Source organism: Accumulibacter sp., from assembly GCF_031732815.1.
Classification (GTDB): Bacteria; Pseudomonadota; Gammaproteobacteria; order Burkholderiales; family Rhodocyclaceae; genus Accumulibacter.
This window is the reverse complement of sequence record NZ_JAVMKF010000148.1, coordinates 1-26,628: the sequence shown is the minus strand read 5'-3', so window position 1 is coordinate 26,628 and position 26,628 is coordinate 1. Positions and strand designations below refer to the sequence as shown.

19 protein-coding genes are annotated in these 26,628 nt (G+C 65.6%); 9 read left to right on the top strand and 10 right to left on the bottom strand.

Going from position 1 to position 26,628, the window contains the following annotated elements; translation table 11 throughout:
* A partial coding sequence (locus tag RKP46_RS10205; protein ID WP_311106544.1) for an Arm DNA-binding domain-containing protein occupies positions 1–419 on the bottom strand: 419 nt, incomplete at its 3' end.
* 505 nt (positions 420–924) lie between these two features.
* On the opposite strand from RKP46_RS10205, the gene RKP46_RS10200 reads away from it, so the two are divergent.
* From RKP46_RS10200 to RKP46_RS10185, 4 genes are all read left to right on the top strand, one after another.
* A complete protein-coding gene (locus RKP46_RS10200; RefSeq protein WP_311106543.1) occupies positions 925–3,384 on the top strand; it encodes a TIR domain-containing protein in 2,460 nt (819 codons plus the stop codon).
* Positions 3,374–4,462 (top strand): MoxR family ATPase, encoded by a 1,089-nt coding sequence (locus RKP46_RS10195; RefSeq protein WP_311106542.1) that lies wholly within the window; start codon positions 3,374–3,376, stop codon positions 4,460–4,462. Before RKP46_RS10200 ends, RKP46_RS10195 begins: the two co-directional genes overlap by 11 nt.
* A 12-nt stretch (positions 4,463–4,474) precedes the next feature.
* A complete protein-coding gene (locus tag RKP46_RS10190; RefSeq protein ID WP_311106541.1) occupies positions 4,475–8,122 on the top strand; it encodes an SUMF1/EgtB/PvdO family nonheme iron enzyme in 3,648 nt (1,215 codons plus the stop codon).
* 125 nt (positions 8,123–8,247) lie between these two features.
* Positions 8,248–8,679, top strand: a complete 432-nt coding sequence (locus RKP46_RS10185; protein WP_311106540.1) for a hypothetical protein — start codon at positions 8,248–8,250, stop codon at positions 8,677–8,679.
* 142 nt (positions 8,680–8,821) lie between these two features.
* Here RKP46_RS10185 and RKP46_RS10180 read toward each other — a convergent pair whose 3' ends face one another.
* Together RKP46_RS10180 and RKP46_RS10175 are read right to left on the bottom strand one after the other, a co-directional pair.
* Positions 8,822–9,829 (bottom strand): formylglycine-generating enzyme family protein, encoded by a 1,008-nt coding sequence (locus RKP46_RS10180; protein ID WP_311106539.1) that lies wholly within the window; start codon positions 9,827–9,829, stop codon positions 8,822–8,824.
* A 151-nt stretch (positions 9,830–9,980) separates the two neighbouring features.
* Complete coding sequence (locus tag RKP46_RS10175) at positions 9,981–10,505, bottom strand: DUF4351 domain-containing protein (RefSeq protein ID WP_311106538.1); 525 nt, start codon at positions 10,503–10,505, stop codon at positions 9,981–9,983.
* 589 nt (positions 10,506–11,094) lie between these two features.
* On the opposite strand from RKP46_RS10175, the gene rplU reads away from it, so the two are divergent.
* From rplU to proB, 4 genes are all read left to right on the top strand, one after another.
* On the top strand, positions 11,095–11,430 hold the full coding sequence (gene rplU, locus RKP46_RS10170; RefSeq protein WP_311106537.1) for a 50S ribosomal protein L21: 336 nt from the start codon (positions 11,095–11,097) through the stop codon (positions 11,428–11,430).
* A 19-nt stretch (positions 11,431–11,449) separates the two neighbouring features.
* Positions 11,450–11,713, top strand: coding sequence for a 50S ribosomal protein L27 (gene rpmA, locus RKP46_RS10165; RefSeq protein WP_311106536.1), 264 nt, complete (start codon positions 11,450–11,452; stop codon positions 11,711–11,713).
* 104 nt (positions 11,714–11,817) lie between these two features.
* Positions 11,818–12,906 (top strand): Obg family GTPase CgtA, encoded by a 1,089-nt coding sequence (cgtA, locus tag RKP46_RS10160; RefSeq protein ID WP_311106535.1) that lies wholly within the window; start codon positions 11,818–11,820, stop codon positions 12,904–12,906.
* A complete protein-coding gene (gene proB / locus RKP46_RS10155; protein WP_311106546.1) occupies positions 12,906–14,027 on the top strand; it encodes a glutamate 5-kinase in 1,122 nt (373 codons plus the stop codon). The genes cgtA and proB overlap by 1 nt, the downstream gene beginning before the upstream one ends.
* Before the next feature lie 37 nt (positions 14,028–14,064).
* On the opposite strand, the gene RKP46_RS10150 is transcribed toward proB, so the two are convergent.
* Positions 14,065–14,976 (bottom strand): flagellar brake protein, encoded by a 912-nt coding sequence (locus tag RKP46_RS10150; RefSeq protein ID WP_311106534.1) that lies wholly within the window; start codon positions 14,974–14,976, stop codon positions 14,065–14,067.
* 354 nt (positions 14,977–15,330) lie between these two features.
* Between RKP46_RS10150 and RKP46_RS10145 the strand changes: the two genes are divergently transcribed.
* On the top strand, positions 15,331–16,500 hold the full coding sequence (locus RKP46_RS10145; protein ID WP_311106545.1) for an acyl-CoA dehydrogenase family protein: 1,170 nt from the start codon (positions 15,331–15,333) through the stop codon (positions 16,498–16,500).
* A gap of 64 nt (positions 16,501–16,564) precedes the next feature.
* On the opposite strand, the gene RKP46_RS10140 is transcribed toward RKP46_RS10145, so the two are convergent.
* The 6 genes from RKP46_RS10140 to RKP46_RS10115 all read right to left on the bottom strand — a co-directional run bounded on the left by RKP46_RS10140 (position 16,565) and on the right by RKP46_RS10115 (position 26,570).
* A complete protein-coding gene (locus RKP46_RS10140) occupies positions 16,565–16,897 on the bottom strand; it encodes a cytochrome c (protein ID WP_311106533.1) in 333 nt (110 codons plus the stop codon).
* A gap of 35 nt (positions 16,898–16,932) precedes the next feature.
* Positions 16,933–18,675: a dihydrolipoyl dehydrogenase gene (gene lpdA, locus RKP46_RS10135; protein WP_311106532.1), complete on the bottom strand. Its 1,743-nt coding sequence runs from the start codon at positions 18,673–18,675 to the stop codon at positions 16,933–16,935.
* A 15-nt stretch (positions 18,676–18,690) separates the two neighbouring features.
* The gene (gene aceF, locus RKP46_RS10130; RefSeq protein WP_311106531.1) at positions 18,691–20,028 is read right to left on the bottom strand and encodes a dihydrolipoyllysine-residue acetyltransferase; all 1,338 of its coding nucleotides are present in this window, start codon (positions 20,026–20,028) and stop codon (positions 18,691–18,693) included.
* Between the two features lie 12 nt (positions 20,029–20,040).
* Positions 20,041–22,734, bottom strand: coding sequence for a pyruvate dehydrogenase (acetyl-transferring), homodimeric type (aceE, locus tag RKP46_RS10125; protein ID WP_311106530.1), 2,694 nt, complete (start codon positions 22,732–22,734; stop codon positions 20,041–20,043).
* A 295-nt stretch (positions 22,735–23,029) separates the two neighbouring features.
* Positions 23,030–25,018 (bottom strand): acetyl-CoA carboxylase biotin carboxylase subunit, encoded by a 1,989-nt coding sequence (gene accC / locus RKP46_RS10120; protein WP_311106529.1) that lies wholly within the window; start codon positions 25,016–25,018, stop codon positions 23,030–23,032.
* Positions 25,019–25,037: 19 nt separating this feature from the next.
* Positions 25,038–26,570 (bottom strand): acyl-CoA carboxylase subunit beta, encoded by a 1,533-nt coding sequence (locus RKP46_RS10115; RefSeq protein WP_311106528.1) that lies wholly within the window; start codon positions 26,568–26,570, stop codon positions 25,038–25,040.
* Positions 26,571–26,628 lie beyond the last annotated feature (58 nt).

Here is a 26,628-nt window from a genome sequence, read left to right as displayed (position 1 = left end):
AGCACCGGGCTGGCGTACGTCTTGAGGGTGTTGGTCCATTGGTCCGCGTGCTTCGCGTTCTTCCAGCCCGCCTTGTGCGTCTGGATGTAGGCCTCGGCACAATGATCAAAAGTCATCATCTTGGCGGTGGCCAGCGCGGCGGCGATCTGCTTCTGCTTCTTGGCGACCAAAGGATTGATGCCGTCGACAAGCAACTTCCGTGCGTCCAGCGCCTTCTGCCGCGCCTCAGCCAGACTCACGGTATGCGTCGGTCCCAGCCCCATTCCGTACGGCTTGCCGGCCACCATGTAGCGAAACAGCCACGACTTGGCGCCCGTGGCGGTGATCTGGAGCGTCAAGCCGCCACCGTCGCCATAGAGCCCGGGCTTGGTGAGTTTGCTGACTTGCAGCGCAGAAAGTCGTTGCTGTTGGCGTGCCATACCATCCGTCCCACTATCAAAACGACTATCGAAATATAGCCGGATTTTGCGGGATTGTACAGGACTATCTTGGACGCGTCCATTCTAGATGTTGTTGTTATGTTGGACACTTTATGTACTTAATGGGATCATTTTGGACTGCCATCAGGCGGACACCCTCTCCGCCAGTCACCTACTGGAAACGCGGCTTGCAGGCCGCGTTTTCATTTGCCCAACCCTCCAGCCCACTCCCCAGCCCACTCTCTCCGCAAAGTGGTTGGTCGTCACATGTAGAAGCTGCCGCGCGTGTGCAGCAAGAGCCTTCTGTCGGCGAGCATGTGACGCGATGGCGGTCCCCGGTTGCGGCAATCGCCATGTTCTTGGCATGTTGGCTGGGGAACTGGCCGAAAGCCCGACAGGCTGCTAGCATGACTCCTTCGCATGACCCCTTCGCCAGAACCAGGAAGCGCTTCGGGCAGTGGCGCTTCCTGCTCGCCAACTACCTTGCTTTCGCTGGAGTTCGCCCATGGCCGGCACGGCGTTTCTCAGTTACAGTCGAAAAGACAGGCGCTTGCGCGACGAGCTCGTGCCGATGCTGCGGACAGTCGCCGTCGTACGCGACCGCTTGTGGTTCGACGAGCAGGGCATTCAGGTCGGCGACAAGTTTGATCCGAAGATCCAGCAGGCGCTGGCTGAGGCGCAAGCCGCGCTACTGCTCGTCAGCAAGAATTTCCTGGATCTGCAATCGGCATACATCCGGGAGCACGAGTTGCCGTTCATTCTGCGACGCTACCAGGAGGGCGAGCTGCAACTCGGAATCCTCTACGTGTCGTCTGTCGCCGCTGACTCGCTGAGCATCGATTGGCACTCCCGCGACGCTGCGGGAACAACCGATCTGCTCGCCATTCACAGTTTCAACACGCCTGAGACGCCGCTCGACGATGTCGCCGACGAAGGCGCGCGCAACAAGATTTACGCCAAGGTTGCGGACTGGCTTGCCAGACAGCTTGCCAGCGCATGCCAGCAAGCTGGCCAGCGACTGGCACGGCTCGCAGCCACGGCGCACGACGGACGCCGCCCCGAGCTGGCGATCTCGCTCAGCCGGCAACGCGACCACTGGCTCCTGCGCCACTATCTGCCGACACAGCCGACGCCGCTTCGCTATCCGGGTGCTGGCCTGGGGCTGGATGAGCGCCAGCCCGATCAAGTCGACGGCGAAACGCTTTTTACTTTCCTCTTCGGCAGCGACCCGGATGCCGCCGGGCACCTCTTTGCCGCCGCGTTTGCCAGCCGCGACCGCGTCGAGCCGACGCATTCGCCGCTACGCCTGCACCTGATCACCGACAAGCCCGCGCTGCTGGCGCTGCCGTGGAGCGACATCGCGTACCGCGGACGGCCCCTGTGCGATGACGGCTGGACGGTCGAACTGCATTCCCGCCCGACCGACCAGCCGTCCGGCTTTCCGGCGCATCCCGATCACGTCTGCTACTTCCCGGGTCGCGTGTTGCTCGCCGCTGCGCCGACGGAAAGCAGCACGCGCCACTGCGACGACCTGCGAGGTTTCTTCCAGCGCAACTGGCCGGATAACCCGGAGCCGGTGTTGGCGCGCAGCGCCGGCGCCTTGCGTGACGCGCTGCGTGCGGGTTCGACGCGTGTCGTCTACTACTACGGTCTGGCGTCGGAAAACGGCCTGCTCTTTGCCGACGGCGCCGACGCCAGCCGGGTTGAAGCCAACCGGGTTGAAGCCAACCGCGCCGACGCGCAATGCGTCGCCTGGTCGGATCTCGCCGGCTGGCTGGGGCCGGTGCCCGCCGTCGACCTGCTGTTCCTCAACCTGCTCGGCGAAGCCGCGCAGCCGGCGCTGGCTTGCGGCGTGGCGCTGCTTCGCCACGTGAAAGCAGCCGTTCTCGTGCAGTGCACCCCGCGCGACCGCGCGCACGCCGCGGCCCGAAGCGGCAGCGACTGGCTGGCCGCCGTTTTCGGACAACGCCTAGATCCGGTGCAGGCGCTCTACCGCGAACGCGTCGGCACGCTCAGCGCGTGGACGCGTTATGCCACCTGGCAGTTGATTCGGCCGGCGCGGCTGGAACATCCGGACCTGGTCAAGCTGCTGCTCGACCGCCACCAGCAGCGCAATGCGCTCACCGGCGCGCGCGACGACTTCTACACCTACCAGGCGCGCACCATTCACCATGTCGTCGCACTTGGTACTCCGGGTTGCCTGACCAACGAATTCCCGGCAATGATCCGCCAGCATCTGGTCGGCAACCCGCGCGACGCGCAGCGCGAAGTCTATTTCCATCAGGCGATCGACCTGCCTTTCGCCATCGGCAACCAGCGCACGCTGGACCTTGCCGTGCGCCGGCGCTTCAGCGTCGGCGCGCACGAGCGGCTGCTCGCCCGCCTGCTCGACCGCGAGCGGCTCACTGGCGCGACCTTCGCCTTCCTCATCCTCGGCTGGCGCGTCGCGGGTGTGCGCGGCGACGCGCCGGGCTTCGTCGCGGCGGCGGAGGGCCTGCTGCGCGCGCTCGCCGACTGGTGCCGCGACCCGCTCGGGCGCGAACTTGCCGAGCTTGCGCAAGGCGGCACGCAAGTGCGCGTCATCTCGATCGTTGCGCTGGAAAGCGAACACGTCGCCACACTGGACGACACGCTCGACGACTTGATCGACGCCTACGGAAGCGAACAGCGCTTCCACTTCGACAAACTCGACCGCCTGGCGGCGGTTTCCCTGCCCGACCTGCGCAAATACTTCCGCAACCCGGAAATCTGCACCTGCGACGAACGCTACCGCGAGCAATTCCCGGCGCTGCTGCTCGGCGGTCGCAGGGAAATGCCGTTCGACGAAGCGGTAAGCACCATCCGCCGCGGCGACCCCGACAACTGGGCCAACCTGTTCGACGAGCTGACCGACCTGACGGCGAGCAAGGACTGGCCGCCGGCCCACTACCAGCCGAATTTCTGGAGCACGCGCGATGGCCGCTGACCCTGCAAACACCGAGCCCTTTGCCCTGATTGCCCGCCCGTCGGCAAGCCCGTCGCCGCACGACACCGTCGCCGCGCGCCAGCGCCTGGCGCGCCGCCAGCCGCCGCCGCTGCTCGGCAGCCACGCCGCCGCCGCGCTGCGCTACAAGCCGTCCGACGAACTGCTGCTGGCGCTGAACATGGCGCTGCACACCGGCAGCCCGCTGCTGCTCACCGGCGAACCGGGCACCGGCAAGACGCAGGCAGCCGATTTCGTCGGCGCGTATTTCGGCATCCCGCTCTTCAAGTTCCTCGTCAAATCGACCTCGAGCGCGCAGGATCTGCTTTACGAGTTCGACGCCGTCGGCTACCTGCACTGGGCGCAGTCCGACCGCCGCAGCGCGCCGCGCACGGAAGACGCAGCGAGCGCGAAAGGCGAGCCGCCGGCAGTCGCGCACGAAGCAGCGGCGATTCGCGAGGGCTTTCTGCACCGGCGCGCGCTCTGGCAGGCCTACAACACCGAGGGCGACAGCGTCGTGCTGATCGACGAAATCGACAAGGCGGCGCGCGACTTCCCGAACGACCTGCTGCACGAACTCGACCAGCACAGCTTTCCGCACCCGTTCGACCACAGGCGCTGGATCACGCCGCGCAGCGGTCGCCGGCCGATCGTGCTCATCACCAGCAACGAAGAGCGCCGCCTGCCCGATGCGTTTCTCCGCCGCTGCATTTTCCACCGCATCGAACTGACGCCGACACTCGTCGCCGACGCGGTCAACAGCATGGCCGGCGATGGCGGCAACGCGTTTCCGCATCTCGACGCCGGCACGCGCGAGGCGGCGCAGCGCCGCTTCTGGGAACTGCGCGACGTGGTCGGCCTCGACAAGAAGCCCTCGACCGCCGAACTGCTGACCTGGCTCGCCATCCTCAGCGCGCAACGGGCGACGGTCGCCCAACTGCGCGACAGCCACCTCGCCGACCTGCCGGCGCTCGGCGCGCTGATCAAGGACGCCGAAGACCTGCGCCGGCTTGGTTCCCGGACAGGCCACCCGAGGGCAGGCCAGCCGGGCGCCGGCTACCGCACGACCGGTCAGCGCTAGGCAGCCCGCGCGATGCCCGGCAGCGATCGCCTCGCCGAGCTCGGTGACTTTCTCGCCGCGCTGCGCAGCGGCGGCGTGCCGGTCGGCCCGGGGGAAGTCGATCGCCTGCGCCACCTCTTCGCGCGCCAGCCGCAGCTCGACCGCAACGGACTGAAGACGCTGCTCGGCGCGCTGCTGGTCAAGACGCCGGCGCAGCGGCAGACGTTCGAAACGCTGTTTGCCGCCTGGTGCCCCGAGCGGGCAGCCGATTGGCCGCCCACCGCCGAGGCGGCCGCTGCTGTGGCGGCGGCCGGCGCGCCGGAAACGGCAGCCGGACAGGCGGCAAGCGCGCGCCCGCCGGCGGTCGCTGCGCCGGAGTCGACGGCCGAGTCAACGGTGGAGTCAACGGCGGAGTCGGCGCCGGGCCGGCAGCCGCAGGCGAGCGCGACCGCCGCCATCGCGCTGTCGCCGTTTGCCCGGCCAACGCCTGCGCCGCGCTCGCCGCTGCGCAAATGGTCGCTGCTTGCCGGCGCCATGCTGCTCGTCGGCGGTCTGCTCGCCTGTCTGTTCTGGCCGTCTGCGCCGCCAATGCTGGCGCCGCAGGCGTCTGCCGAAGCCTGGCAAGGGCCGCCGCCGGAAAGCCGCCAGGCCGATCCCGAGCTTCCCGACCAACCGGTTGCCGAGGTCTGGGCGTGGTTCCTCGACGATCTGCAACCGGCTGCGCTGCGCGTCGCGCCGCGCCTGGGTCCGCCGCCGCTGGCGCTGCTCGGCGGCAGCGCGCTGCTGCTCGCGCTCGCCCTTTGCTGGCGCTATCGCCAGCGCTTCCCGAGGATCGTTGCCGCCGCGCCGGCGCGCGACGGTTTTGCCTGGCAGCCGCTGCCGCCACCGGCGCGCGACGACGACTCGCGCATCGACGCGCGCGCGCGCCGCCAGCTCGTCTGGAACGTCGGCCGCTTCGTCGCCGAAGACCCGACCCGCCGTCTCGACCTGCCGCAGACTGTCGCGCGCACCGCGCGTGCCGGCGGTTTCGTGCAGCTCTGCCTGCAGGCGGCGGTGTACGAACGCGCCATCTGGTTCTGGCTCGACCGCCACCTGGCGTCGCCAAGTGCGCAACAGATCGCCGCGCAACTCGCCAGCACGCTGCGCGCGGCCGGCCTCGAATCGCGCGAGGGCTGGTTCAGCGACACACCGCAGCGCATCGACTGGCCGGCCGAGCCGGGTTACCGGCCGCTCGCCGAAGAGGCCGCCGGCCGCCAGGCGCAGGTCGCCATCTTCTCCGCCGGCGACGGCCTGCGCCGCCAGATCGAACACGCGCTGGCGCGCGCCGACACCCTGCGCCTGTTGCGCGCCTTGCAGCAATGGCCGCGCCTGTGTTTTGTCGACTGCTCAAGCGATGGCGAGCAACTCGCAGCGCTCTTCGCCGCGCACGGCTTGCGGCTGGAAGTCGTTCGCCCGGCCGAACTGACCGCCTGGCTCGGTGGCACGCCCGGTGCTGCGCCCGCCAGAGCAGCGCCCGCGCCACTGCTCGGCGCGACGCGGCAATGGGCGGCGGCGCTGGCGCTCGGCGGCGGCAACGCCGACGCGGCAAGCGCGCAGACGCTGCGTGCCGTGCTCGGCATGGCCGCCAGCGCGTGGGACGTCGACCGCGTCGTCGCTGCCGTCGCCGACCCGGCCGAACGGCGTCGGCTGATCAACTGGCTGCTGCGCAGCGAGCCGCTCGCCGGCGAAATGCCGGGCAAATCCAGCCTGGCGTGGCGCGCACTGGCCTGGTGGCAGCAGCGCTACGCCGAAGCCGACCACGTCAACGCCGCGCAGGAAAACCCGCTGCTGCCGTGGCGTGACTCGCCGGCGCAACGCCGCTGGCAGCTTGAATACGCCTTGCTGCAACTCTATGCCGAGCCGGAAAGCGCTGCCGATTGCCTGACCGCGCTCGCCGGCAACGAACTGCCCGGCGCGCGCCGCGCGGCGCTGGCCGACGGACCGCTCGACCGGTCACACGGCCCAGCGCACGACGACCTGCACGACGATTTGCGTAACGACCTGCGCGAGGAAATCCGTGCTCGGCTGCGAGAATTCTCCGCCGCCGATCCCTGCTTCGCCGGCCAGCCGGAGAATTTCGCCGCGCACTCGCCACCGATCCGCCTGACCTGGCGTCTGGCCAAGTTGCGGGACCTCACTCGCCGACGCCTGCGGGCGCTCGGCTTTGCCGCCGACCAGTATGCCCGCGAGCCGCCACCGCTGCGCCTGCTCGCGCCACGCCTCGTTCTGGCGACGACGCTGCTCGCCGCGCTGGCGCTCGCCGCTTTCGCGGTGGCCGCGTACCGCGCGTGGACTGGCGACCCGCCGCGCCTGCGGCCCGCCGACCCGGCGCAGAACCACCCGGCGCTCGTCGCGCAGACGCTGCGCGTGTTCGAGCGCAGCGGGCCGCAGCGCTACCAGGTGACGCTCGGCAACGCGCGCGAAAGCGTGACGCTCGACAACATCGCCAGCGGTGCCGAGATTCCGCTCAACTGGCGCTGGAGCAGCCGCGCCAACCCGCAGCAACTCGCCGCCGGAGTGCTCCTGCGCGCCGGCTCGCTGGCGCAGCCGATTCGCGCCTGCGCCCACGACTGGCCGCAGCGCTCGCTGGCGATCATCGACGCACCGTATGCCGACGCCGGCGCGCGCCAGCTTGCCATCCGTCTGCTCGACAAGGGCAGCGCCGACCAGGTGCTGCTCGCGCCGCAATGGCGCGACGCCGACCTCGCGCGCTGGCTGGGGCCGAACGACGCACTGCGGCGGCAGACGCAAGTCCTCGTCGTCGTGCGCCAAGGCGGCGACCGCACGCCGGCCGCGGCGCTGCTCGCGCAACACGCCGGCGCGTCGGCGATCGTCGCTGCCAGCGACTTCGCTGCGCTGGCGCGTGCGCTCGACTTCGCCGGCAGCAAGGCGATCGACGACGTGGCTTTGCCATGGCAAGTGCTCGACAGGCGCGGCCAGGTGCGCATTGCCGGCGGCCCGGCCGTGCGCCGCGAAAGCGGCATCGATTGGGTTTCGCTCTGCCCCGGCAGTTTCACCATGGGCTCGCGCGCCGGCGAAGCGATGGCCGACGAAGACGAAATCGTCGACCCGCCGCGCATCGTCACCGTGTCCGGCTTCGAGATCGCCGCCAGCGAAACCACCAACGCGCAGTACGCCAGCCTCGTGCCCAAGCACACGCCGCGCGACGAGCGGCCGCGGGTCGATGTCGGTTGGCAAGAGGCGCGCTCGTTCTGCCAGCAACTCGGCGGCGACCTGCCGAGCGAAGCGCAATGGGAATACGCCGCGCGCGGCGGCAGCCAGACACCCTGGTCGTTCGGCCGCGACGAAAATCAACTCGACACCTATGCCTGGTATGGCAAGGATTACGCTTTCGCCGTGCAGCCTGTGCGCCAGAAAAGGCCGAACCCGCTTGGGCTTTACGACGTGCACGGCAACGCCTGGGAGTTGACACGCGACTGGTTCGGCCTCTACGCAGCCGGCCACCATGTCGATCCGGAACGGGCGCAGGACGATACCAACTCCCGGATGCGAGTTGTGCGCGGCGGCACGTTTGCCCTCCCGCCCGCGTCCTTGCGCTCCGCGAGCCGGGGCGGCGGCGCGCCCGAGGTCAGGGTCGGGGTCCTCGGGTTTCGGTGCGTTCGCGTCCCGCCCCAGCCTTGACCCATTGTCCTCTTGCGTCATTGTTCCGCCGCGCGCGGCCTTGTTGTCTGTTTGTGCGGTTGTTGTATAGCGGTGTCGGTGGGTTGTTCAGAAATGTACAACACTGTTCAATGACTGATCGGTGAATGGGCGCCACGATGCACGTCTCCTTGCACGAAGCCGCGGCTTTATTGGGAAAAACACGCCGGCCGGTGCTGTACGTGATTGAACAGGGGCAACTGCCGGCAGCGAAGGTCGGTGGCCGCTGGGTGAGCGAACGCTCGCTGCTCAGCGCCGACACGGCAGTGCAGCAACGCGCCAGCCAGCAGGAAGCCCGCCTGCGGGCGGCAGTCGAGGAAGCGCTGACACCAGGCGGCAAGAGCCGCCGCCATACGTTTGCCGATCTCAAGGCGGTGCAACTGGCAACGCCGATCTACCGCGAGCCGCAAGCTGCGCCGCCCTTGGCAGCGGCGGCAGCGAGTGCGCACTGCCGCAGCCAAGCGCGCCGCCGCGTTGCTGCGCACGCTGCGCTCGTATCGCGCGCTGCTGATCTTTCCGTGAGCATGCTGGCGGCATGAACGTCGCTGGGCTCGGGAAAAAATGTGCATTTGCGTACACAAAATGCACGGTGTGTTCGTTTGATTGAACAAAATGTGCATTTGTAAATAACGCGAAAAAACGGCGCTACGCGCCGTTTTTCTTGATCAAGGAAACAATCAGTCAATGGGTCGAGCGCTGGGGCGGGACGCGAACGCACCGAAACCCGCGGACCCAGACCCCGCCCACGGGAACGTCGACGACCCGGAACGCGGAGCGCAAGAACGCGGGCGGGTCGGCAAACGAGCCGCCGCGCAAAACTCGCCATTCGGACGACTTCGCCGGCCCTCGTGGGTCACGGCTTGCCTGCGCCGTATACGGACCATACCAATACCAGCACCACTCCCAGACGTTGCCGTGCAGATCGTACAGTCCCCAGGCATTGGGCAGTTTGCCGGCCACCGGCTGCAAGCTGTGACGCGAATTCTGGGCATACCAGGCGTAGTCCCCGAGCGCGGCGGCATCGTCGCCAAAGCTGTAGAGCGTCGTGCTGCCTGCGCGGCACGCGTATTCCCACTCGGCTTCGGTCGGCAGGCGGTAGCCGTCGGCTTGCCAGTCGCATCGCCATTCGTCCTTGCCGTCGCGCGTGTAGCACGCGCGATAGCCGCTGCGTATCGACAGGCGGTTGCAGAATTCGACCGCGTCGTGCCACGAAACCTTCGTTACCGGCAGGCGATCGTCAGCCGCAGCCCGCTCTCGTTGCCCCATCACCTCGCGGTAGAGCGCAACGGTTACCGGCGTCGTCGCCATGCGGAACGACGACACGCTGACTTCATGCTGCGGTTTTTCGGCGTCCGGCGCAGCGGCATCGGAATCCGGCGAACCCATCAGGAACTTGCCGCCAGGCAGCTCGACCATCTCGAGCACCCCGTCGCTGACGCGCCGCGGCAACTCCGGTTCGCGCTCCTTGGCGACCGGCGGTGGCGCAGCGGTGCGCGGCTCGGGCGTGCGCGCCGGTGGTGGCGCCGGCAGCGGCTCGTCGAATACCGGCTCGGCCGTGTAACCGAGCCAGCCGATGCCAGCGAAGAGCAGCAGCCAGAGCACCACCCACGCCGGCGCTTCGAGAAAAACAAAACCGGCGCCACCAATCGCGCCGCCGCCGACGATTCCCGCGACGATGGCAAGCGACAACGGCAACCGATCCAAGCGCGCGAGACGCGGAGCTGGCACAAGGCGGCGCAATGGCGCCAGACGGCGCCAGAGCCAAGCGTTCAGTCCTCTGCGCACCGGCAAACAGAGCGGCCAGGCAGCTTGCGCGCCAACCGGCAGCAGCAACGCGCTTTCACCGCCCATCTCCTGCAAAAACATCGGCAAGCGTCGCCGCCTCGCACAGGCGTTCGAGCCAGGCGTCGATCTGCCCGCCGGAGGCCGCCGCGATTGCTGTTGCTACTGTCGAAGGAACAACGCCAAAACGCTTCTCCAGCAGCCCCTGGAGCGCCAGCGGCTTGCTCTCAGTCCAGCCTTCGGCCCATCCCTTCGCTTTGCAGGCGTGCGCCCATTGTTCCAGTCGCTCGGCCAGCATGGCGGTCAGTTCCTCCGGGTCATCGATCCTGGAAAGGACGATAACGTATTCGGTCTTGCGCAGCAACGTTGCGCGTTCCGGACGGCGAACCGTCGCCGCATCGAGCACCCGTTCGAGCCAGGCGTCGATCTGTTCGCCGGAAGCCTCGCCGATTCGTGCCGTTACTGCCGAAGGAACGACGCCAAAGCGCTTCGCCAGCAGTTTCTGGAGCGCCAGCGCCTCGCCCTCGGCTCTGCCCTCAGCCTTGCAGGCGTGCGCCCACTGTTCGAGTCGCTCAGCCCGCATGACGTTCAGATCCTCCGGGTCATCGATTTCGCGAGGACGATACGCAGTCCGTCTTGCGCAGCAATGTTGCGCGTATCCCGTGTGGGGAACACGTAAACTGGTCGGTCCATCCTGGTCTGGAAGAGGGCCGAAGTGCGCTCGGCGGCATGAGCTCTGGAGCGCGAAGCATGCTTGCGCATGGTCTCGGAAGGACGGGGGAACGCGGAGCAAGACCTGCGTGAACAGCCGGGTGCAGGAAGAGGCGTCAGCGTGCGTTCGCAGTTGCGGGAACGGGCGTATGCCCTATGGAAGCGAAGCCGCATGAGTTGTCTACAAACGGGGAACGGGCAAGGGGTGGCTCACCACGACCGGAATGCAGATCGCCTGACACCCCGGTTCGCGCCGTCCTTCGCAAGATCCCGGCCGCCAAGCCGCGCAAGAAGCCTCGCTCAGCGTTGTCGTGGTCAATTCGGCACTTACCGTTTCCTGGCAGCGGCCAACCGAGGAACAAGCTCGACGCGTCGACGCGCAGGAATTCTTGTCAGACAAGCGCAGCCATGTATAATCACCGGTTCTTCGTTTAACCTTGTTCAGTTTCTTGGAGTCCAACATGTACGCGGTCATAAAAACCGGGGGCAAGCAGTATCGCGTTGCCAGCGGCGAAAAACTCAAAATAGAACAGATACCGGCAGAAGTTGGCGCAGAAATTACCCTTGACCAGGTGCTGGTCGTCGGCCAGGGCGATGCCATCCGAATCGGCACTCCGCTAGTCGCAGACGCCGTGGTCAAGGCGACAGTCCTTGCGCATGGCCGTCACGACAAGATCCGGATCTTCAAGATGCGGCGCCGCAAACACTCTCAGAAGCATCAGGGGCATCGCCAGAACTACACCGAAATTCGCGTCGAGGCGATTGTGGACGGCGCTGCAGCCCCGGTTTCGGACTGATTGGAAAGGAATCTGACTCATGGCACACAAGAAAGCAGGCGGCAGCGTACGCAACGGACGCGACTCCGAAGCCAAACGCCTGGGCGTCAAGCGCTACGGCGGTCAATTCGTTCGCGCCGGCAACATCATCGTCCGCCAACGCGGTACGGCCTATCATCCGGGCGAGAACATGGGCCTTGGCAAGGACCATACGCTGTTCGCTCTGGTCGATGGACACGTTCAGTTCGCGATCAAGGGCGCACAAGGCCGGCGTACGGTGAGCATCATTCCGCTCGCTGCCTGACCGGCGGCGAAGCCGGCTGGGCGGGATAGCCGGCGATCGACGAAGCCCTATCCTTGTCGGTAGGGCTTTTTCTTTGCCGCTTGGCCAATGCGAAGGAGGCACGCATGAAATTTGTCGACGAGGCGAGGATCATGGTCTCCGCCGGCGACGGCGGCAACGGCATCGCGTCGTTCCGGCGCGAGAAGTACGTGCCGCAAGGCGGGCCGGACGGCGGTGACGGCGGGCACGGCGGCGACGTCTATTGCGTCGCCGACCGCAACGTCAATACGCTGATCGAGTATCGCTTTGTCCAGCGTTATCGGGCGCAGCGTGGCGAGAACGGCCGCTCGAGCGACTGCCACGGCAAGCGCGGCAAGGACATGACGCTGCGCGTGCCGGTCGGAACGATGGTCCTCAACGCGGACGGGGGCGACCTGCTCGCCGATCTCGACGTCGACGGCAAGAAGGCGCTCATCCTGCGTGGCGGGCGGGGCGGTCTGGGTAACGTCCACTTCAAGTCGAGCGTCAATCGTACGCCGCGCCAATGCACGCGTGGCGACCCGGGTGAACAGCTTGAGCTGCGCCTCGAGTTGCGCCTGCTCGCCGATGTCGGCCTGCTCGGAATGCCGAACGCCGGCAAGAGTACGTTCCTGCGCGCCGTCTCGGCGGCGCGGCCACGCGTCGCCGATTATCCTTTCACGACGCTGCAGCCGCACCTGGGCGTCGTGCGCGTGGACGAAAACCGGAGTTTCGTCATTGCCGACATTCCCGGTCTGATCGATGGCGCCGCCAGCGGAGCGGGCCTCGGCACGCGCTTTCTCAAACATCTTGCGCGCACGCGCCTGCTGCTGCACCTGGTTGACCTGGCGCCGATCGACCCCGATGCTGATCCGGTGCGGGACGCCCAGGTCATTCTGCGCGAACTCGCCGCGCACGATCCGGAACTGGCTGACAAGCCGCGCTGGCTGGTGCTCAACAAGCTCGACCTGCTGCCGGAAGACGAGCGCGCGCCGCGGATTGCCGACTTTCTGGCAAAGTGGCAGGCGATCGATCGAGCGACGCCCTGCTTCTGCATCAGCGCCCTCAGCGGCGACGGCTGTCGCCAACTCACCGACGCTTTGGTGAGCGCGCTGGCCGAACTGCCCACGGCTGCGTCCGGGGCGCAGCCAGACCGGTCGGCGGTGGCGCCGCTGGCCGTACAGGCGGTGGGATGATGGCCGGCACGCGTATCGCACTGGCTCGCCGCCTGGTCGTCAAGGTTGGTTCGGCGCTGGTGACCAATAATGGCGAAGGGCTGGACCTCGGCGCGATCAGCGAGTGGGCCCGACAGATCGCCGATCTGCGCCTGGCGGGTCGGCAGATCGTGCTCGTCTCCTCGGGAGCCATCGCCTGTGGCCTGCGCCGCCTGGGTTGGAGCAGACGGCCCAAGGCGGTGCATGAACTGCAGGCGGCAGCGGCGGTCGGTCAGATGGGCCTGGCGCAGGTGTACGAGAGCGCCTTTGCCCGCTATGGCCTGCACACCGCACAGGTGCTCCTGACGCACGACGATCTGGCCGACCGCACGCGCTACCTGAACGCCCGGTCGACCTTGAGCACCTTGCTGCAGCTGGGCGTCGTTCCGATCATCAATGAGAACGACACGGTTGTCACTGAAGAGATCAAGTTTGGCGACAACGATACGCTGGGTGCGCTCGTTGCCAACCTGGTCGAGGCCGACGGCCTGATCATCCTGACCGATCAGCCTGGTCTGTTCACCGCTGATCCGCGCAAGGACCCGCATGCGGCGCTGATTGCCGAGGCGCGCGCCGGCACGCCTGAGCTGGAAGCGATGGCTGGCGGCAGCGGTACGCTGATCGGTACGGGCGGCATGATCAGCAAGGTCATCGCTGCCAAACGCGCAGCGCGCAGCGGCGCGCATACGGTGATCGCCAGCGGACGCGAGAAGGAGGTTCTCATCCGCCTGGCGCGCGGCGAAGCGCTGGGAACCCTGCTGGTCGCCGAGACTCAGCCGCTGACCGCGCGCAAGCAGTGGCTTGCCGACCACCTGCAGTTGTCCGGCCGATTGGTCCTCGATGCCGGTGCGGTCAACGCGCTGCAGGACGGCAGGAGTCTATTGCCGATCGGCGTGGTCTCGGTCGCCGGTGAATTCGAGCGTGGTGCGGCGGTGGCGTGCATGTCGAGCGCGGGCAAGGAAGTGGCGCGTGGCCTGATCAACTACGGCAGCAGCGATGCGCGACGAATCGCTCGCCGCGCCAGCCAGGACATTGAAGAGATCCTCGGCTACATCGACGAGCCGGAAATGATCCATCGCGATAATCTGATCCTGCTGGATTAGTTGGCCCAGCGCGCGCTCCCTGCGTCGTCAGAGCACTTCAACGCGAGGTCTCGGCCAGCTTCTGATAGACAAACGCAGTCAGGGCGATGGCCACGTCATTGGGCAGGCCGGCAAACTGGATGCCGTGCAGGAATTCGCCGGTGTCGTCCTGGGTGAGCGAGCGAATGCTTGCATCGATTGCCGTGACCACTTCGATGTCTCTGATCGTCATGCGAAACTTGACCGAAATGAGGTTGCCTTTGTCGCCCAGCCGGGTCTTTGCCGAGAGCAGGGCGCCACTCACGCTGAGATTGGTCAACATTCCGGCGGCGCTTACGGTTCGCGTGTCTTCGCGGGCCGATATGGCGCAGATGATTCGCACTGGAACGCGTTCGCCGGCGCGCACGACCAGCCCACGTACCTGCGCCGGGTAGGTCAGGCACATGTGGGGAAACGGCACGCTCGACGAGCGCAGGACGTTGGCGGTGAATGCATAGGCGTTGCGTCCGGCGAAGAAGCGGACGATGAGCGCCTGACTTTCGCGCACATAACACAGTCGACCATCGACTTCGGGCATCGTCACCAGCACGCTCTTGCCGCGCAGATAGCCGATCAGCTTGACGTAGTAGCGACTTTCCGCCTGCTCGACCTGCGTCTGGATCTGGAAGGGATCGCCGATCGACAACTTGATCTCGTCGAGCTGGACGCTACGCTCGCCAGCTTCGTCGCTACCCGCCGTATCACCCGCCGCGTCGCCGTCGCGCGCAGCGCGCGCCTGCCCGGCACGTCCAGCGACACGCTCCTTGAACAGTCCCTTATCGAGCAGCGTGTCGAGTTGCGACGGCCGCTCGACTACGAAGCCGCGCTTGAAAAGCAGCTTGTGGTTATGGTCGAAGACATCCCAGGCAAGCGGTTTGCCGACTTCGATCTCGGCTCGTTTCAAGGGAACGTAGTAACTCTCGACAACCATCGTCAGGTCTGCGCCATTTCTGCACCATTGGCAAGCTCGGGAACATTGGCTGACGACCGGCTGGCTCAGCTTCCGCCGCTGCGCTGGCCAAGTCGCGCCAGCGATCATCAGCGAGCGCGCGTTGTTCGTCGCGCGATCCCCCTTTGCGCACGCTTGCGGCCCCCCGCTGGTCCGCCGGCAACACAAGGTGTGGCAATGATACTCCTTGCCTCTCGCTCGTGCAGTGCCATGGCTCGGCCCGCTGCAACGGGCTGCACCTGTTAAGCTGGCGCTTTTGCCTGCCCGGTTTGCGCAGGCAGTCGAGCCCGGGTCGACGTGGCGCGCGACGAGCATTCTGGATGGGGGATGAACTTCATGTTGAGACAACTGGCTGCTGCCGATGAACATCAGGAAATTCGCGAGGCGGTGCGTGCGCTATGCCGTGCTTTCCCGGACGAGTACTTTCGCCAGATCGATGAGCAGCGCGAGTACCCGCAGGCCTTCGTCGATGCTTTGATGGCGGCTGGCTGGCTGTCGGCAATGATTCCTGAAGAATACGGGGGCGCCGGGCTTGGACTGACGGCGGCGAGCGTGATCATGGAGGAAATCAATCGCAGCGGGGCGAATTCGGCTGCCGTGCATGGCCAGATGTACAACATGGGCACCTTGCTGCGCAATGGCAGCCGCGCGCAGAAGGAGCGCTACCTGCCGGAGATTGCCGCCGGTCGGCTGCGCATTCAGTCGATGGCGGTGACCGAGCCGAGCAGCGGAACGGATACGACGCAGATCAGGACGAGCGCGGTGAAGAAGGACGGGCGCTACGTGGTCAATGGCCAGAAGGTGTGGACTTCGCGCGTTCGCCACTCGGACCTGATGGTTCTGCTCGCGCGCACGACGCCGCTGCGCGAGCTTGCGCGGAAGTCCGACGGAATGTCGGTCTTCATCGTCGATCTGCGCCAGGCGGTAGGCAAGGGGCTGACCGTGCGGCCGATTGCCAACATGGTCAATCATGAGACGAACGAGCTCTTTTTCGACAACCTGGAGATTCCGCAGGAGAATCTGATCGGCGAGGAAGGCAAGGGTTTTCGCTACCTGCTCGACGGGTTGAATGCCGAGCGGACGCTGATTGCCGCTGAATGCATCGGCGACGGCTATTGGTTCATCGAGCGCGCCCGGCGCTATGCGAGCGAACGCATCGTCTTCGATCGACCGATCGGTCAGAACCAGGGTGTGCAGTTTCCCATCGCCGAGGCCTACATCGAGCTCGAAGCGGCAAACCTGATGCGTTTCCAGGCGTGTGCGCTGTTCGACGCCGAGCAGCCCTGCGGCGCGCAGGCGAACATGGCGAAGTACCTGGCGGCCAAGGCGTCGTGGGAGGCGGCCAATGTCTGCCTGCAGACGCACGGGGGTTTCGGTTTTGCCACCGAATACGATATCGAGCGCAAGTTTCGCGAGACGCGCCTCTATCAGGTCGCGCCGATCTCGACCAACCTGATCTTCTCCTACGTTGCCGAGCACCTGCTCGGTCTGCCGCGTTCGTTCTGAGTCGGTCGGGCAGTCGCTGCGCCCGCCCGGCGCGGGCTCGCCGCAAAGTGCCTCGCGCCTTGTCTCAGTCCGGGAAGCCGCCGATCAACTGCTCGACGATCCAGCGCGCTTCGGCCTCGCTGAGGAAGCGATGCCAGGGCGGCATCGGCGTTCCCGGTCGCCCGGCATGGATCGTGGCGACCAGCGATTCGAGCGGCTTGTCGCGCAGCGCCTCGGGTTTGAGCGACGGGCCGAGGCCGCCGGCAAGCGTCATCCCGTGGCAGGAACCGCAATCCTGACGGACGAGATGAACCAGTTCGCGCTGGCGCCCGGCGTCCGGTACGCCGGCCGGCGCGAGCACGTCGGCCTGCACCGGCGAGGCGGCAAGCACGAGCACGAGCGGAAAGGCGCGCAACATCGGGTGGTGATCGTCGGCTGGTGGGCGGCCGTGGCCTACTTTCTGCGGGCGGCCGGCAGGTCGGTACAAGTGCCTTCATAGACCTCGGCTGCCATGCCGATCGACTCGCCGAGCGTCGGATGCGGGTGTATCGTATTCCCGATGTCGGCGGCATTGCAGCCCATTTCGATGGCCAGGCAGACCTCGCCGATCAGGTCGCCAGCGTGCGTTCCGACGATGCTGCCGCCGATCACGCGATGCGTCTCTTCGTCGAAAATCAGCTTGGTAAAGCCTTCCTCGCGACCGTTGGCGAGCGCGCGGCCCGAGGCCGCCCAGGGGAAGACGCTCTTGCCGAACTTGCGTCCCTCGGCACGGCACTGCTCCTCCGTCTTGCCGGCCCAGGCGATTTCCGGGTCGGTATAGGCGACCGACGGGATCTGGAGCGCATCGAAGCAGCGCTTGCCACCGTGCGCCGCTTCCGCAGCGACGTGGCCTTCGTGCACGCCCTTGTGCGCGAGCATCGGCTGGCCGACGATGTCGCCGATCGCGAAGATGTGCGCGACGTTGGTTCTCTGCTGCGCATCGACCGGGATGAAGCCACGCTCGTCGACAACGACGCCGGCCTTCTCGGCAGCCAGGCGCCGGCCATTCGGCGAACGGCCGACGGCGACCAGGACGAGGTCGAAGCGCTCGCGTTCGCCGCTGCTGTAGGTGACTTCGATGGCGGCAGCGTCGGCCGCCGCGGCGACCACACCGGTGTTGAGCAGGATGCGGTCAAAGCGGTGCGCGTTCCTCTTCTCCCAGACCTTGACCAGGTCGCGGTCGGCGCCGGGCATGAGGACCGGGCCAAGTTCGACGACGGTGATGTGTGCGCCGAGCGCCGAATAGACGCTGGCCATTTCCAGGCCGATGATGCCACCACCGATGACCAGCATGCGCTGCGGGATCTCGCGTAGTTCGAGCGCGCCGGTCGAATCGACGACGCGCGGATCGTCGGGCATGAAGGGCAGGGCGATCGGGCGCGAACCCGCGGCAATGATCGCCTTGGCGAAGCGGATCAGCTTGCTGCCACCGGTGGCAAGCGTCACTTCGAGATGCTGCGGGTCGACGAACTGGCCGATGCCCTGGACGACCTCGACTTTGCGACCCTTTGCCATGCCGGCAAGACCGCTGGTCAACTTGCCGACGACCTGGTTCTTGTGCGCACGCAGTTTGTCGATGTCGATGCTCGGCGCGCTGAAGCTGATGCCGGAATCGCCCAGGTGCTGCGCTTCCTCGAGGACGCCGGTGATGTGCAGCAGGGCTTTCGACGGGATGCAGCCGACGTTCAGGCAAACGCCGCCGAGCGTCGGGTAACGCTCGACCAGGATCGTGCGCTGGCCGAGGTCGGCGCTGCGGAAAGCCGCCGAGTAGCCGGCCGGCCCGGCGCCGAGGACGAGGACCTCACATTCGAGGTCGGCTGCCGCGCTGCTGACGGCGGCCGCCTGCGGCGCCACTGGCGCGGCGGCGGGTCGAGTGTCCGGCGCGCCGGCAGCCGGCTGGGCGGCGGCGGTCGGCGCGGCGGTCTCGAGAACGACGACGACGTCGCCTTGCGAGACCTTGTCGCCGAGCTTCACCCGGATCTCGCGGACGACGCCCGCCGCGCTGCTCGGTACGTCCATCGTCGCCTTGTCGGATTCGAGGGTGACCAGCGGATCGTCGACCTTGACCGTATCGCCGACGGCCACGCAGATGTCGATGACCGGCACGTCGTGGTAGTCGCCGATATCCGGGACTCGGGCTTCCAGGGTCTGGCTCATCGGATTGTCTCCCGGTCAGAGCAATACGCGCCGCAGGTCGGCGAGCAGTTGCGCAAGATGAACGTTGAAGCGGGTCGCCAGGGCGCCGTCGATGACGCGATGGTCGGCGGTCAGCGAAAGCGGCAGGATCAGGCGCGGAGCAAACTCGCGGCCATTCCAGACCGGCTTGGTGACGGATTTATTGACGCCGAGGATGGCAACCTCGGGCGCGTTGATAATCGGCGAGAAGTGGGTCCCACCGATTCCGCCGAGGCTGGAGACCGTGAAGCACGCGCCGGACATTTCGCCCGGGGTGAGTTTGCCGTCGCGCGCCTTCCTGGCCAGTTCGCCGCTTTCCACGGCAATCTGGCTGACCGTCTTGCGGTCGGCGTCCTTGATCACCGGAACGACGAGGCCGTGCGGGGTGTCGGCGGCAAAGGCAATGTGCACGTACTGCTTGAGGATCAGGTTGTCGCCGTCGAGCGAGCTGTTGAATTCGGGAAACTTCTTCAAGGCAAAGGCGCAGGCCTTGATGAGGAAGGCGAGCATCGTGATCTTCAAGCCCGAGCGCTCGTTCTCCTTGTTGATCGCGACGCGGAAGGCTTCCAGGTCGGTGATGTCGGCGTCTTCGTGATAGGTCACGGCCGGGATCATCACCCAGTTGCGCGCCAGGTTCTGGGCCGAGATCTTCTTGATGCGGGCGAGCGGTTTGACTTCGACCGGGCCGAACTTCGCAAAGTCGACCTTGGGCCACGGCAGCAGGTCAAGGCCGCCGCCGAGGGAGGCCGGAGCAGCCGCCGCAGGGGCACGGCTGGCGGTCATGACGCCCTTGACGTAGGCGTTGACGTCTTCCTTGAGGATCCGCCCGTTCGGACCACTGGCACTGACTTTTGTCAGATCGACGCCAAGTTCGCGCGCCAGCAGGCGCACCGAAGGGCTGGCGTGCGTGCGGGCGCCCAAGGCAAGGGCGGGGGGTGGCGGCGCTGCGCTGGGCTGGACGGTGCTGGCGGGCGGCGTCGGGCTGGGCGGTGGAGGCGCGGCGCTCGCCGTAGCGGGTGCCGCGGCGCTGGGCGCAGTGCTGGCTGGGGCGGCGGCCGGGGCGGGCGCGCCAGCCGGCGCGACGCCAGCTTCGGCTCCAGCAGCGAGGATGACGACGACGCTTCCCTCGGAAACCTTGTCGCCGAGTTGTACGCGCACCTCCTTGACGACGCCGGCGGCGGACGACGGCACGTCCATCGTTGCCTTGTCCGACTCCAGCGTGACCAGTGCGTCGTCGACCTTGACGGCATCGCCGACCTGGACGCAGATGTCGATCACCGGTACGTCGTGGAAGTCGCCGATGTCGGGGACTTTGACTTCGATCAATTGACTCATCGCTTGGCTCCCTCAGACGGTCATCGGATTGGGTTTGTTGACGTCGATGCCGTAGCGTCCGATCGCTTCGGCTACCTTCGACCGTTCAATCTGACCGTCGTCGGCGAGCGCCTTGAGCGCGGCGAGGGTGACCCAGCGGCGATCGACTTCGAAGAAGTGACGGAGCTTCTCGCGCGTGTCGGAGCGGCCGAAGCCGTCGGTCCCCAGCGTCACGTAGCGGCGATTCAGGAAGGGGCGGATCTGCTCGGCGAACAGGCGGACATAGTCGGTGGCCGCAATGACCGGACCGCGCGTGTCGGCCAGGCAGGCTTCGACATGCGAGCGGCGCGGTTTTTCGGTCGGGTGCAGCAGATTCCAGCGCTGCACGTCGTTGCCGTCACGTGCCAGTTCCGAAAAGCTCGGGCAGCCCCAGAGGTCGGCGTCGACGCCCCAGTCGTTCTTCAGCAGTTCGGCGGCGGCGATCACTTCACGGAAGATCGTTCCCGAACCGAGCAACTGGACGCGCGGCGCCGCCGGATTGGTGTCCGACGAATGGCCGCGCCGCAACAGGTAGAGACCCTTGAGAATGTCCGCCTCGGCCCCCGCCGGCAGGTCGGGATGCTCGTAGTTCTCGTTCATCACCGTGATGTAGTAGAAGATGTCCTCCTGCTCCTGGTACATCCGGCGCATGCCTTCGCGCATGATGACGGCAATCTCGAAGGCGAAGGTCGGATCGTAGCTGACGCAGTTCGGAATCAGCCCCGAGAGGATGTGCGAATGCCCGTCCTCGTGCTGCAGACCTTCGCCGTTGAGCGTCGTCCGCCCGGCCGTGCCGCCGATCAGGAACCCCCTGGCGCGTTGGTCGCCGGCTGCCCAGCAGAGGTCCATCGTGCGCTGCAGGCCGAACATCGAGTAGCAGATGTAGAAGGGAATCATCTGCACGCCGTGCACCGAGTACGACGTCGCGGCAGCGATCCAGTCGCTCATCGCGCCCGCCTCGTTGATCCCTTCCTGCAGGACCTGGCCGTCTTTCGACTCCTTGTAGAACATCAACTGGTCATGGTCTTCCGGGACATAGCGCTGTCCCTCCTGGTTCCAGATGCCGATCTGGCGGAAGAGGCCTTCCATGCCAAAGGTGCGCGATTCGTCGGGAACGATCGGGACGACGTGTCGGCCGACCTTCTTGTCCTTCAGGAGGAGGTTCAGGAAGCGGACGATGGCCATCGTCGTCGAGATTTCGCGCCCTTCGCCGGAGGCCTTGAGCAGCGCGTCGAAGGTCTTGAGCTCAGGGATTTCCAGTGCCGGCGCGCTGCGCCGGCGCTTTGGCAGGTAGCCGCCAAGGTCCATCCGGCGTTGCCGCATGTAGGTCAGTTCCGGCGAGCCCTCGGCGAACTTCAGGTAGGGAAGTTCGTCCAGTTGCTCGTCAGCGACGGGCAGGTTGAAACGGTCGCGGAAGCGCTTGATCGCTTCATAGTCGAGCTTCTTCTGCTGGTGCGAGATGTTCATCGCTTCGCCCGCCTGCCCCATGCCGAAGCCCTTGATCGTCTTGGCAAGGATCAGCGTCGGCTGGCCTCGGTGCTCGACGGCGGCCTTGTAGGCGCTGAAGATCTTGAAGATGTCGTGGCCACCCCGGTTGAGCGCCCAGACCTGGTCATCGGTCCAGTCGGCGACGAGTTCCTTGAGTTCCGGCGTGTTGAAAAAGTGCTCGCGCACGTAGGCGCCATCTTTCGCCTTGAACGTCTGATATTCGCCGTCCACCGCCTCCATCATGCGCTTGCGCAGGATGCCCTGGCGATCGCGCAGGAAGAGCGCGTCCCAGTGGGTCCCCCAGATCAGCTTGATGACGTTCCAGCCGGCGCCGCGGAAAGTGCCTTCGAGTTCCTGGATGATCTTGCCGTTGCCGCGCACCGGCCCGTCGAGACGCTGCAGGTTGCAGTTGATGACGAAGATCAGGTTGTCCAGACGTTCGCGCGCCGCCATGCCGATGGCGCCGAGCGACTCGACCTCGTCGGTTTCGCCGTCGCCGAGGAAGGCCCACACCTTGCGGTCGCCGGCCTGGATGAAGCCGCGGCTGTCGAGGTACTTCATGAAGCGCGCCTGGTAGATCGCCTGAATCGGACCAAGCCCCATCGAGACGGTCGGGAACTGCCAGAAATCGGGCATCAGCCAGGGGTGCGGGTACGAAGAAATTCCCTGGCCGTCGACTTCCTGCCGGAAGCAATCCATCTGCTCGTCGCTCAGGCGGCCGAGCAGGTGCGCGCGCGCATAGACGCCGGGGACGGAATGCCCTTGAAAGAAGATCAGGTCGCCGCCGTGCTGTTCCGAGGGCGCGTGCCAGAACCACGAGAAGCCGACATCATAGAGCGCGGCAGCCGAAGCAAACGAAGCGATGTGGCCACCGACGTTGCTGTCGCGGTTGGCACGCACGACCATGGCCATCGCATTCCAGCGAATGAAGTTGTGGATGCGGATTTCGAGGTCGGCATTGCCGGGATACTTCGGCTGCCGATCGACCGGAATCGTGTTGACGTATTCGGTGGTCGCGCTGTAGGGGATGTTGATTCCCTCGTGGCGCGCCAGGGCGATCAGACCGCTGATCAGAAAATGCGCCCGCTCGGCGCCGACACGCTCGATGACTCCACTCAGCGCGTCCAGCCACTCCTGAGTTTCCTGCGGGTCGGTATCGTTCGGGCTGGCCGATAGCGCGTTTTCGGGCAAAGCTGCCATGACTTGGGTCTCCTGGTCTGCAGAATGGTGAAAAACGGTGGTCTGGATCGCGTGTTACGGCGCACGATGAGCGACGGCAGCGAGCAGCACCGGTGGCGCGCAGGGCGTGCGCACAACCAGCGGTGAATGCCGCATGGTAAAACACTATTTTGTATTGCGCAATCCTGCCCGGAGCGGCGGCCGCACATAGAGGCATTGACAGTCGTTCCAGGCGGAAGTTGGCGCCCGAGCGGACAAAAAAAGCCCGCCGGGCGGCGGGCTTCTTGGCTTGCGGGCAGCCCGCTGGCAGGCGGTCCTATTCGAACTCGATGATGACCTGATCGACCGAGAGGCTTTCGCCCGGGGCGGCAACGATCTTCTTCACCTTGCAATCGAGTTCGGCCTTGAGGACGTTCTCCATCTTCATGGCTTCGATCACCGCCAGTTTCTCACCCGCAGCAACCTGCTGTCCGACGCTGACCGAAACTTCGCGCAGAAGTCCGGGCATCGGCGAAAGCAGGAACTTGGAGAGGTCGGGTGGTTGCTTCTTCGGCATCAGCGCCAGCATGCGCGCGGCGTTGGCCGTCATCACCGTGACCTTCACCTGCTTGCCGAAGTGGACGACGCGGTAGAGCAGTCCAATCCGTTCGAGCTGCAGGCAGATCGGCGAACCGTTGCAAGTGCCGCGGAAGACGAGTTCGCCGAATTTCCAGTCGGAAACCAGGTCGTAGCGGTCGCCGCCATGCCTGGCCGAATAACCGCCCGGGATCGGTACGAGCGTGATCGGGTAGTCCTTGCCTTCCATCTGGACGACCCAGTCGCTGCCGACCTTGCGTTCGTGGCCGGGCATCTGATCGCTGATCTTGACCGCCCGATCGATGTAGCGTCGCCGTCCGAAGGCCGCCAGAGCGGCGAGCAGGCCGGGGTCTTCGTGTACCACGCAGGATTCGTCGAAGCCGTTGGGGAACTCGTCGGCGATGAACGAGGTGGTGAACACGCCGGAGAGGAAGCGCGTGTTCTGCATCAGCGCTGCCTGGAAGGGGATGTTCGAGTCGATGCCGCGAATGACGAAGGCGTTCAAGGCGTCACGCATGCGGCCCACCGCCTGGTCGCGCGTCGCGCCGTGGCAGATCAGCTTGGCGATCATCGAATCGTAGTACATCGAGATTTCGCCGCCCTCGAAGACGCCGGTGTCGACGCGAACCTCGCCGTCGGTGGTTTCCGGCGGACGATACTTGACCAGACGGCCAACCGAGGGCAGGAAACCGCGGAACGGGTCCTCGGCATTGATCCGGCATTCGATCGCCCAGCCGTTCGCCTTGATATCGCTCTGCGTGAAGGGCAGTTGCTCGCCGGCGGCGACGCGAATCATCAGCTCGACCAGGTCGACGCCGGTGATCATTTCGGTGACCGGATGTTCGACCTGCAGGCGGGTGTTCATCTCGAGGAAGTAGAACGACTTGTCCGAACCGACGACGAATTCGACGGTTCCGGCGCTCTGGTAATTGACCGCTTTGGCCAGCGCCACCGCCTGCTCGCCCATCGCTTTACGAATCTTGTCGTCGATGAAGGGCGACGGCGCTTCCTCGAGAACCTTCTGGTGCCGGCGCTGGATCGAACACTCGCGTTCGAGCAGATAGACGGTGTTGCCGAAGGCGTCGGCGATGATCTGGATTTCGATGTGGTGCGGTCCTTCGACGAACTTCTCGATGAACACGCGATCGTCGCCAAAACTGTTGCGCGCCTCGTTGCGGCAGGCTTCAAAGCCTTCAAAAGCTTCCTTGTCGTTGAACGCGACGCGCAGTCCCTTGCCGCCACCGCCGGCCGACGCCTTGATCATCACCGGATAGCCGATTCCCTTGGCGATCTCGACCGCTTGTGCTGCGTCGACAATCTCCGAGTTGTAACCCGGAATGGTATTGACCCTGGCTTCCTGCGCGAGCTTTTTGGACGCGATCTTGTCGCCCATCGCGGCGACCGAATAATGCTTGGGACCAATGAAGACGATGCCACTGTCTTCGAGGCGACGCGAAAACTCCTCGTTTTCAGACAGGAAGCCGTAACCCGGATGAACGGCTTCGGCGCCGGTCTGCTTGCACGCGTCGATGATCTTGTCGATCACCAGATACGATTCTTTCGAAGGTGGCGGACCGATGCAGACGGCCTCGTCAGCCATCAGGACGTGCATCGAGTCCTTGTCGGCTTCGGAATAGACCGCGACGGTCTTGATTCCCATCTTCTTTGCGGTTTTCATCACCCGGCAGGCAATTTCTCCGCGGTTGGCGATCAGAATCTTCTTGAACATGGCTGTTTCTCCCCGGGTATCAAAGCGGAATGTTGCCGTGCTTGCGCCACGGGTTTTCCAGCTTCTTGTTGCGCAGCATTGCGAGCGAGCGGCAGATCCGCTTGCGCGTCTCGTTCGGCATGATCACGTCGTCGATGAAACCACGCGCGCCGGCAACGAACGGGTTGGCGAATTTGGCCTTGTATTCGGCTTCGCGTGCGGCGAGCTTCGCCGGGTCGTTCTTTTCTTCGCGGAAGATGATTTCGACGGCGCCCTTCGGACCCATCACGGCGATTTCAGCCGACGGCCAGGCGAAGTTCACGTCACCGCGCAGGTGCTTCGAGGCCATCACGTCGTAGGCGCCACCGTAGGCCTTGCGGGTGATCACGGTGATCTTCGGCACCGTGCACTCGGCATAGGCGTAGAGCAGTTTGGCACCGTGCTTGATGATGCCGCCGTATTCCTGGGCGGTTCCCGGCATGAAGCCGGGCACGTCGACGAAGGTCACGACCGGAATGTTGAACGCGTCGCAGTAACGTACGAAGCGTGCCGCCTTGATCGAGCTCTTGATGTCCAGGCAGCCGGCCAGCACGAGCGGCTGGTTGGCGACAATGCCCACGGTCGATCCGTCCATCCGGGCAAAGCCGATGACGATGTTCTTGGCGTACTCGCGCTGGAGCTCGAAGAAGTCGCCGTCGTCGCTTACCTTGATGATCAGTTCCTTGATGTTGTAAGGCTTGTTCGGGTTGTCGGGAACCAGGGTGTCGAGCGAGAAATCGAGCCGGTCAGCCGGATCCTGCGAAGGCAGACGCGGCGGCTTTTCGCGGTTGTTCGAGGGCAGGAAGCTGATGAAGCGGCGCAGCATCATCAGCGCCTCGACGTCGTTCTCGAAAGCGAGGTCGGCCACGCCCGACTTGGTGGTGTGGGTTACGGCGCCGCCGAGTTCTTCCGAGGTCACGTCTTCGTGCGTCACCGTCTTGACCACTTCCGGGCCGGTGACGAACATGTACGACGAGTCCTTGACCATGAAGATGAAGTCGGTCATCGACGGGCTATAGACCGCGCCGCCGGCGCAGGGGCCCATGATCAGCGAGATCTGCGGGATGACCCCGGAAGCGAGGACGTTGCGCTGGAAAACTTCGGCGTACCCGGCCAGCGAGGCGACTCCTTCCTGGATGCGCGCCCCGCCCGAGTCGTTCAAGCCGATCACCGGCGCCCCGACCTTCATCGCATGGTCCATGACCTTGCAGATTTTCTCGGCGTGCGCCTCGGAGAGCGAGCCGCCGAACACGGTGAAATCTTGCGAAAAGACGAACATCAGCCGACCATTGATCGTGCCGCAGCCGATGACCACGCCGTCGCCCGGGACGGACTGGTTGGCCATGCCGAAGTCGTTACAGCGATGCTCCATGAACATGTCCCATTCCTCGAATGAGCCGCTGTCGAGCAAGAGCTCGATCCGTTCACGGGCAGCCAGTTTGCCCTTGCTGTGCTGGTTGTCGATGCGTTTCTGGCCACCACCCAGACAGGCCGCCGCGCGCTTTTCTGCAAGCTGGCGAATGATGTCATGCATAAGTTCTACTCCCTAACGGTCGCGTCAATCAGAACTACTCAAACAAGTCGGAGGTTTC

Excerpts from the sequence above, each read along its gene's own strand:
- RKP46_RS10200 (WP_311106543.1), top strand. The coding sequence starts at position 925 with ATGGCCGGCACGGCGTTTCTCAGTTACAGTCGAAAAGACAGGCGCTTG.
- RKP46_RS10195 (WP_311106542.1), top strand. The coding sequence starts at position 3,374 with ATGGCCGCTGACCCTGCAAACACCGAGCCCTTTGCCCTGATTGCCCGC.
- RKP46_RS10190 (WP_311106541.1), top strand. The coding sequence starts at position 4,475 with ATGCCCGGCAGCGATCGCCTCGCCGAGCTCGGTGACTTTCTCGCCGCG.
- RKP46_RS10185 (WP_311106540.1), top strand. The coding sequence starts at position 8,248 with ATGGGCGCCACGATGCACGTCTCCTTGCACGAAGCCGCGGCTTTATTG.
- RKP46_RS10175 (WP_311106538.1), bottom strand. The coding sequence starts at position 10,505 with ATGCGGGCTGAGCGACTCGAACAGTGGGCGCACGCCTGCAAGGCTGAG.
- rplU (WP_311106537.1), top strand. The coding sequence starts at position 11,095 with ATGTACGCGGTCATAAAAACCGGGGGCAAGCAGTATCGCGTTGCCAGC.
- rpmA (WP_311106536.1), top strand. The coding sequence starts at position 11,450 with ATGGCACACAAGAAAGCAGGCGGCAGCGTACGCAACGGACGCGACTCC.
- cgtA (WP_311106535.1), top strand. The coding sequence starts at position 11,818 with ATGAAATTTGTCGACGAGGCGAGGATCATGGTCTCCGCCGGCGACGGC.
- proB (WP_311106546.1), top strand. The coding sequence starts at position 12,906 with ATGGCCGGCACGCGTATCGCACTGGCTCGCCGCCTGGTCGTCAAGGTT.
- RKP46_RS10150 (WP_311106534.1), bottom strand. The coding sequence starts at position 14,976 with ATGGTTGTCGAGAGTTACTACGTTCCCTTGAAACGAGCCGAGATCGAA.
- RKP46_RS10145 (WP_311106545.1), top strand. The coding sequence starts at position 15,331 with ATGTTGAGACAACTGGCTGCTGCCGATGAACATCAGGAAATTCGCGAG.
- RKP46_RS10140 (WP_311106533.1), bottom strand. The coding sequence starts at position 16,897 with ATGTTGCGCGCCTTTCCGCTCGTGCTCGTGCTTGCCGCCTCGCCGGTG.
- lpdA (WP_311106532.1), bottom strand. The coding sequence starts at position 18,675 with ATGAGCCAGACCCTGGAAGCCCGAGTCCCGGATATCGGCGACTACCAC.
- aceF (WP_311106531.1), bottom strand. The coding sequence starts at position 20,028 with ATGAGTCAATTGATCGAAGTCAAAGTCCCCGACATCGGCGACTTCCAC.
- aceE (WP_311106530.1), bottom strand. The coding sequence starts at position 22,734 with ATGGCAGCTTTGCCCGAAAACGCGCTATCGGCCAGCCCGAACGATACC.
- accC (WP_311106529.1), bottom strand. The coding sequence starts at position 25,018 with ATGTTCAAGAAGATTCTGATCGCCAACCGCGGAGAAATTGCCTGCCGG.
- RKP46_RS10115 (WP_311106528.1), bottom strand. The coding sequence starts at position 26,570 with ATGCATGACATCATTCGCCAGCTTGCAGAAAAGCGCGCGGCGGCCTGT.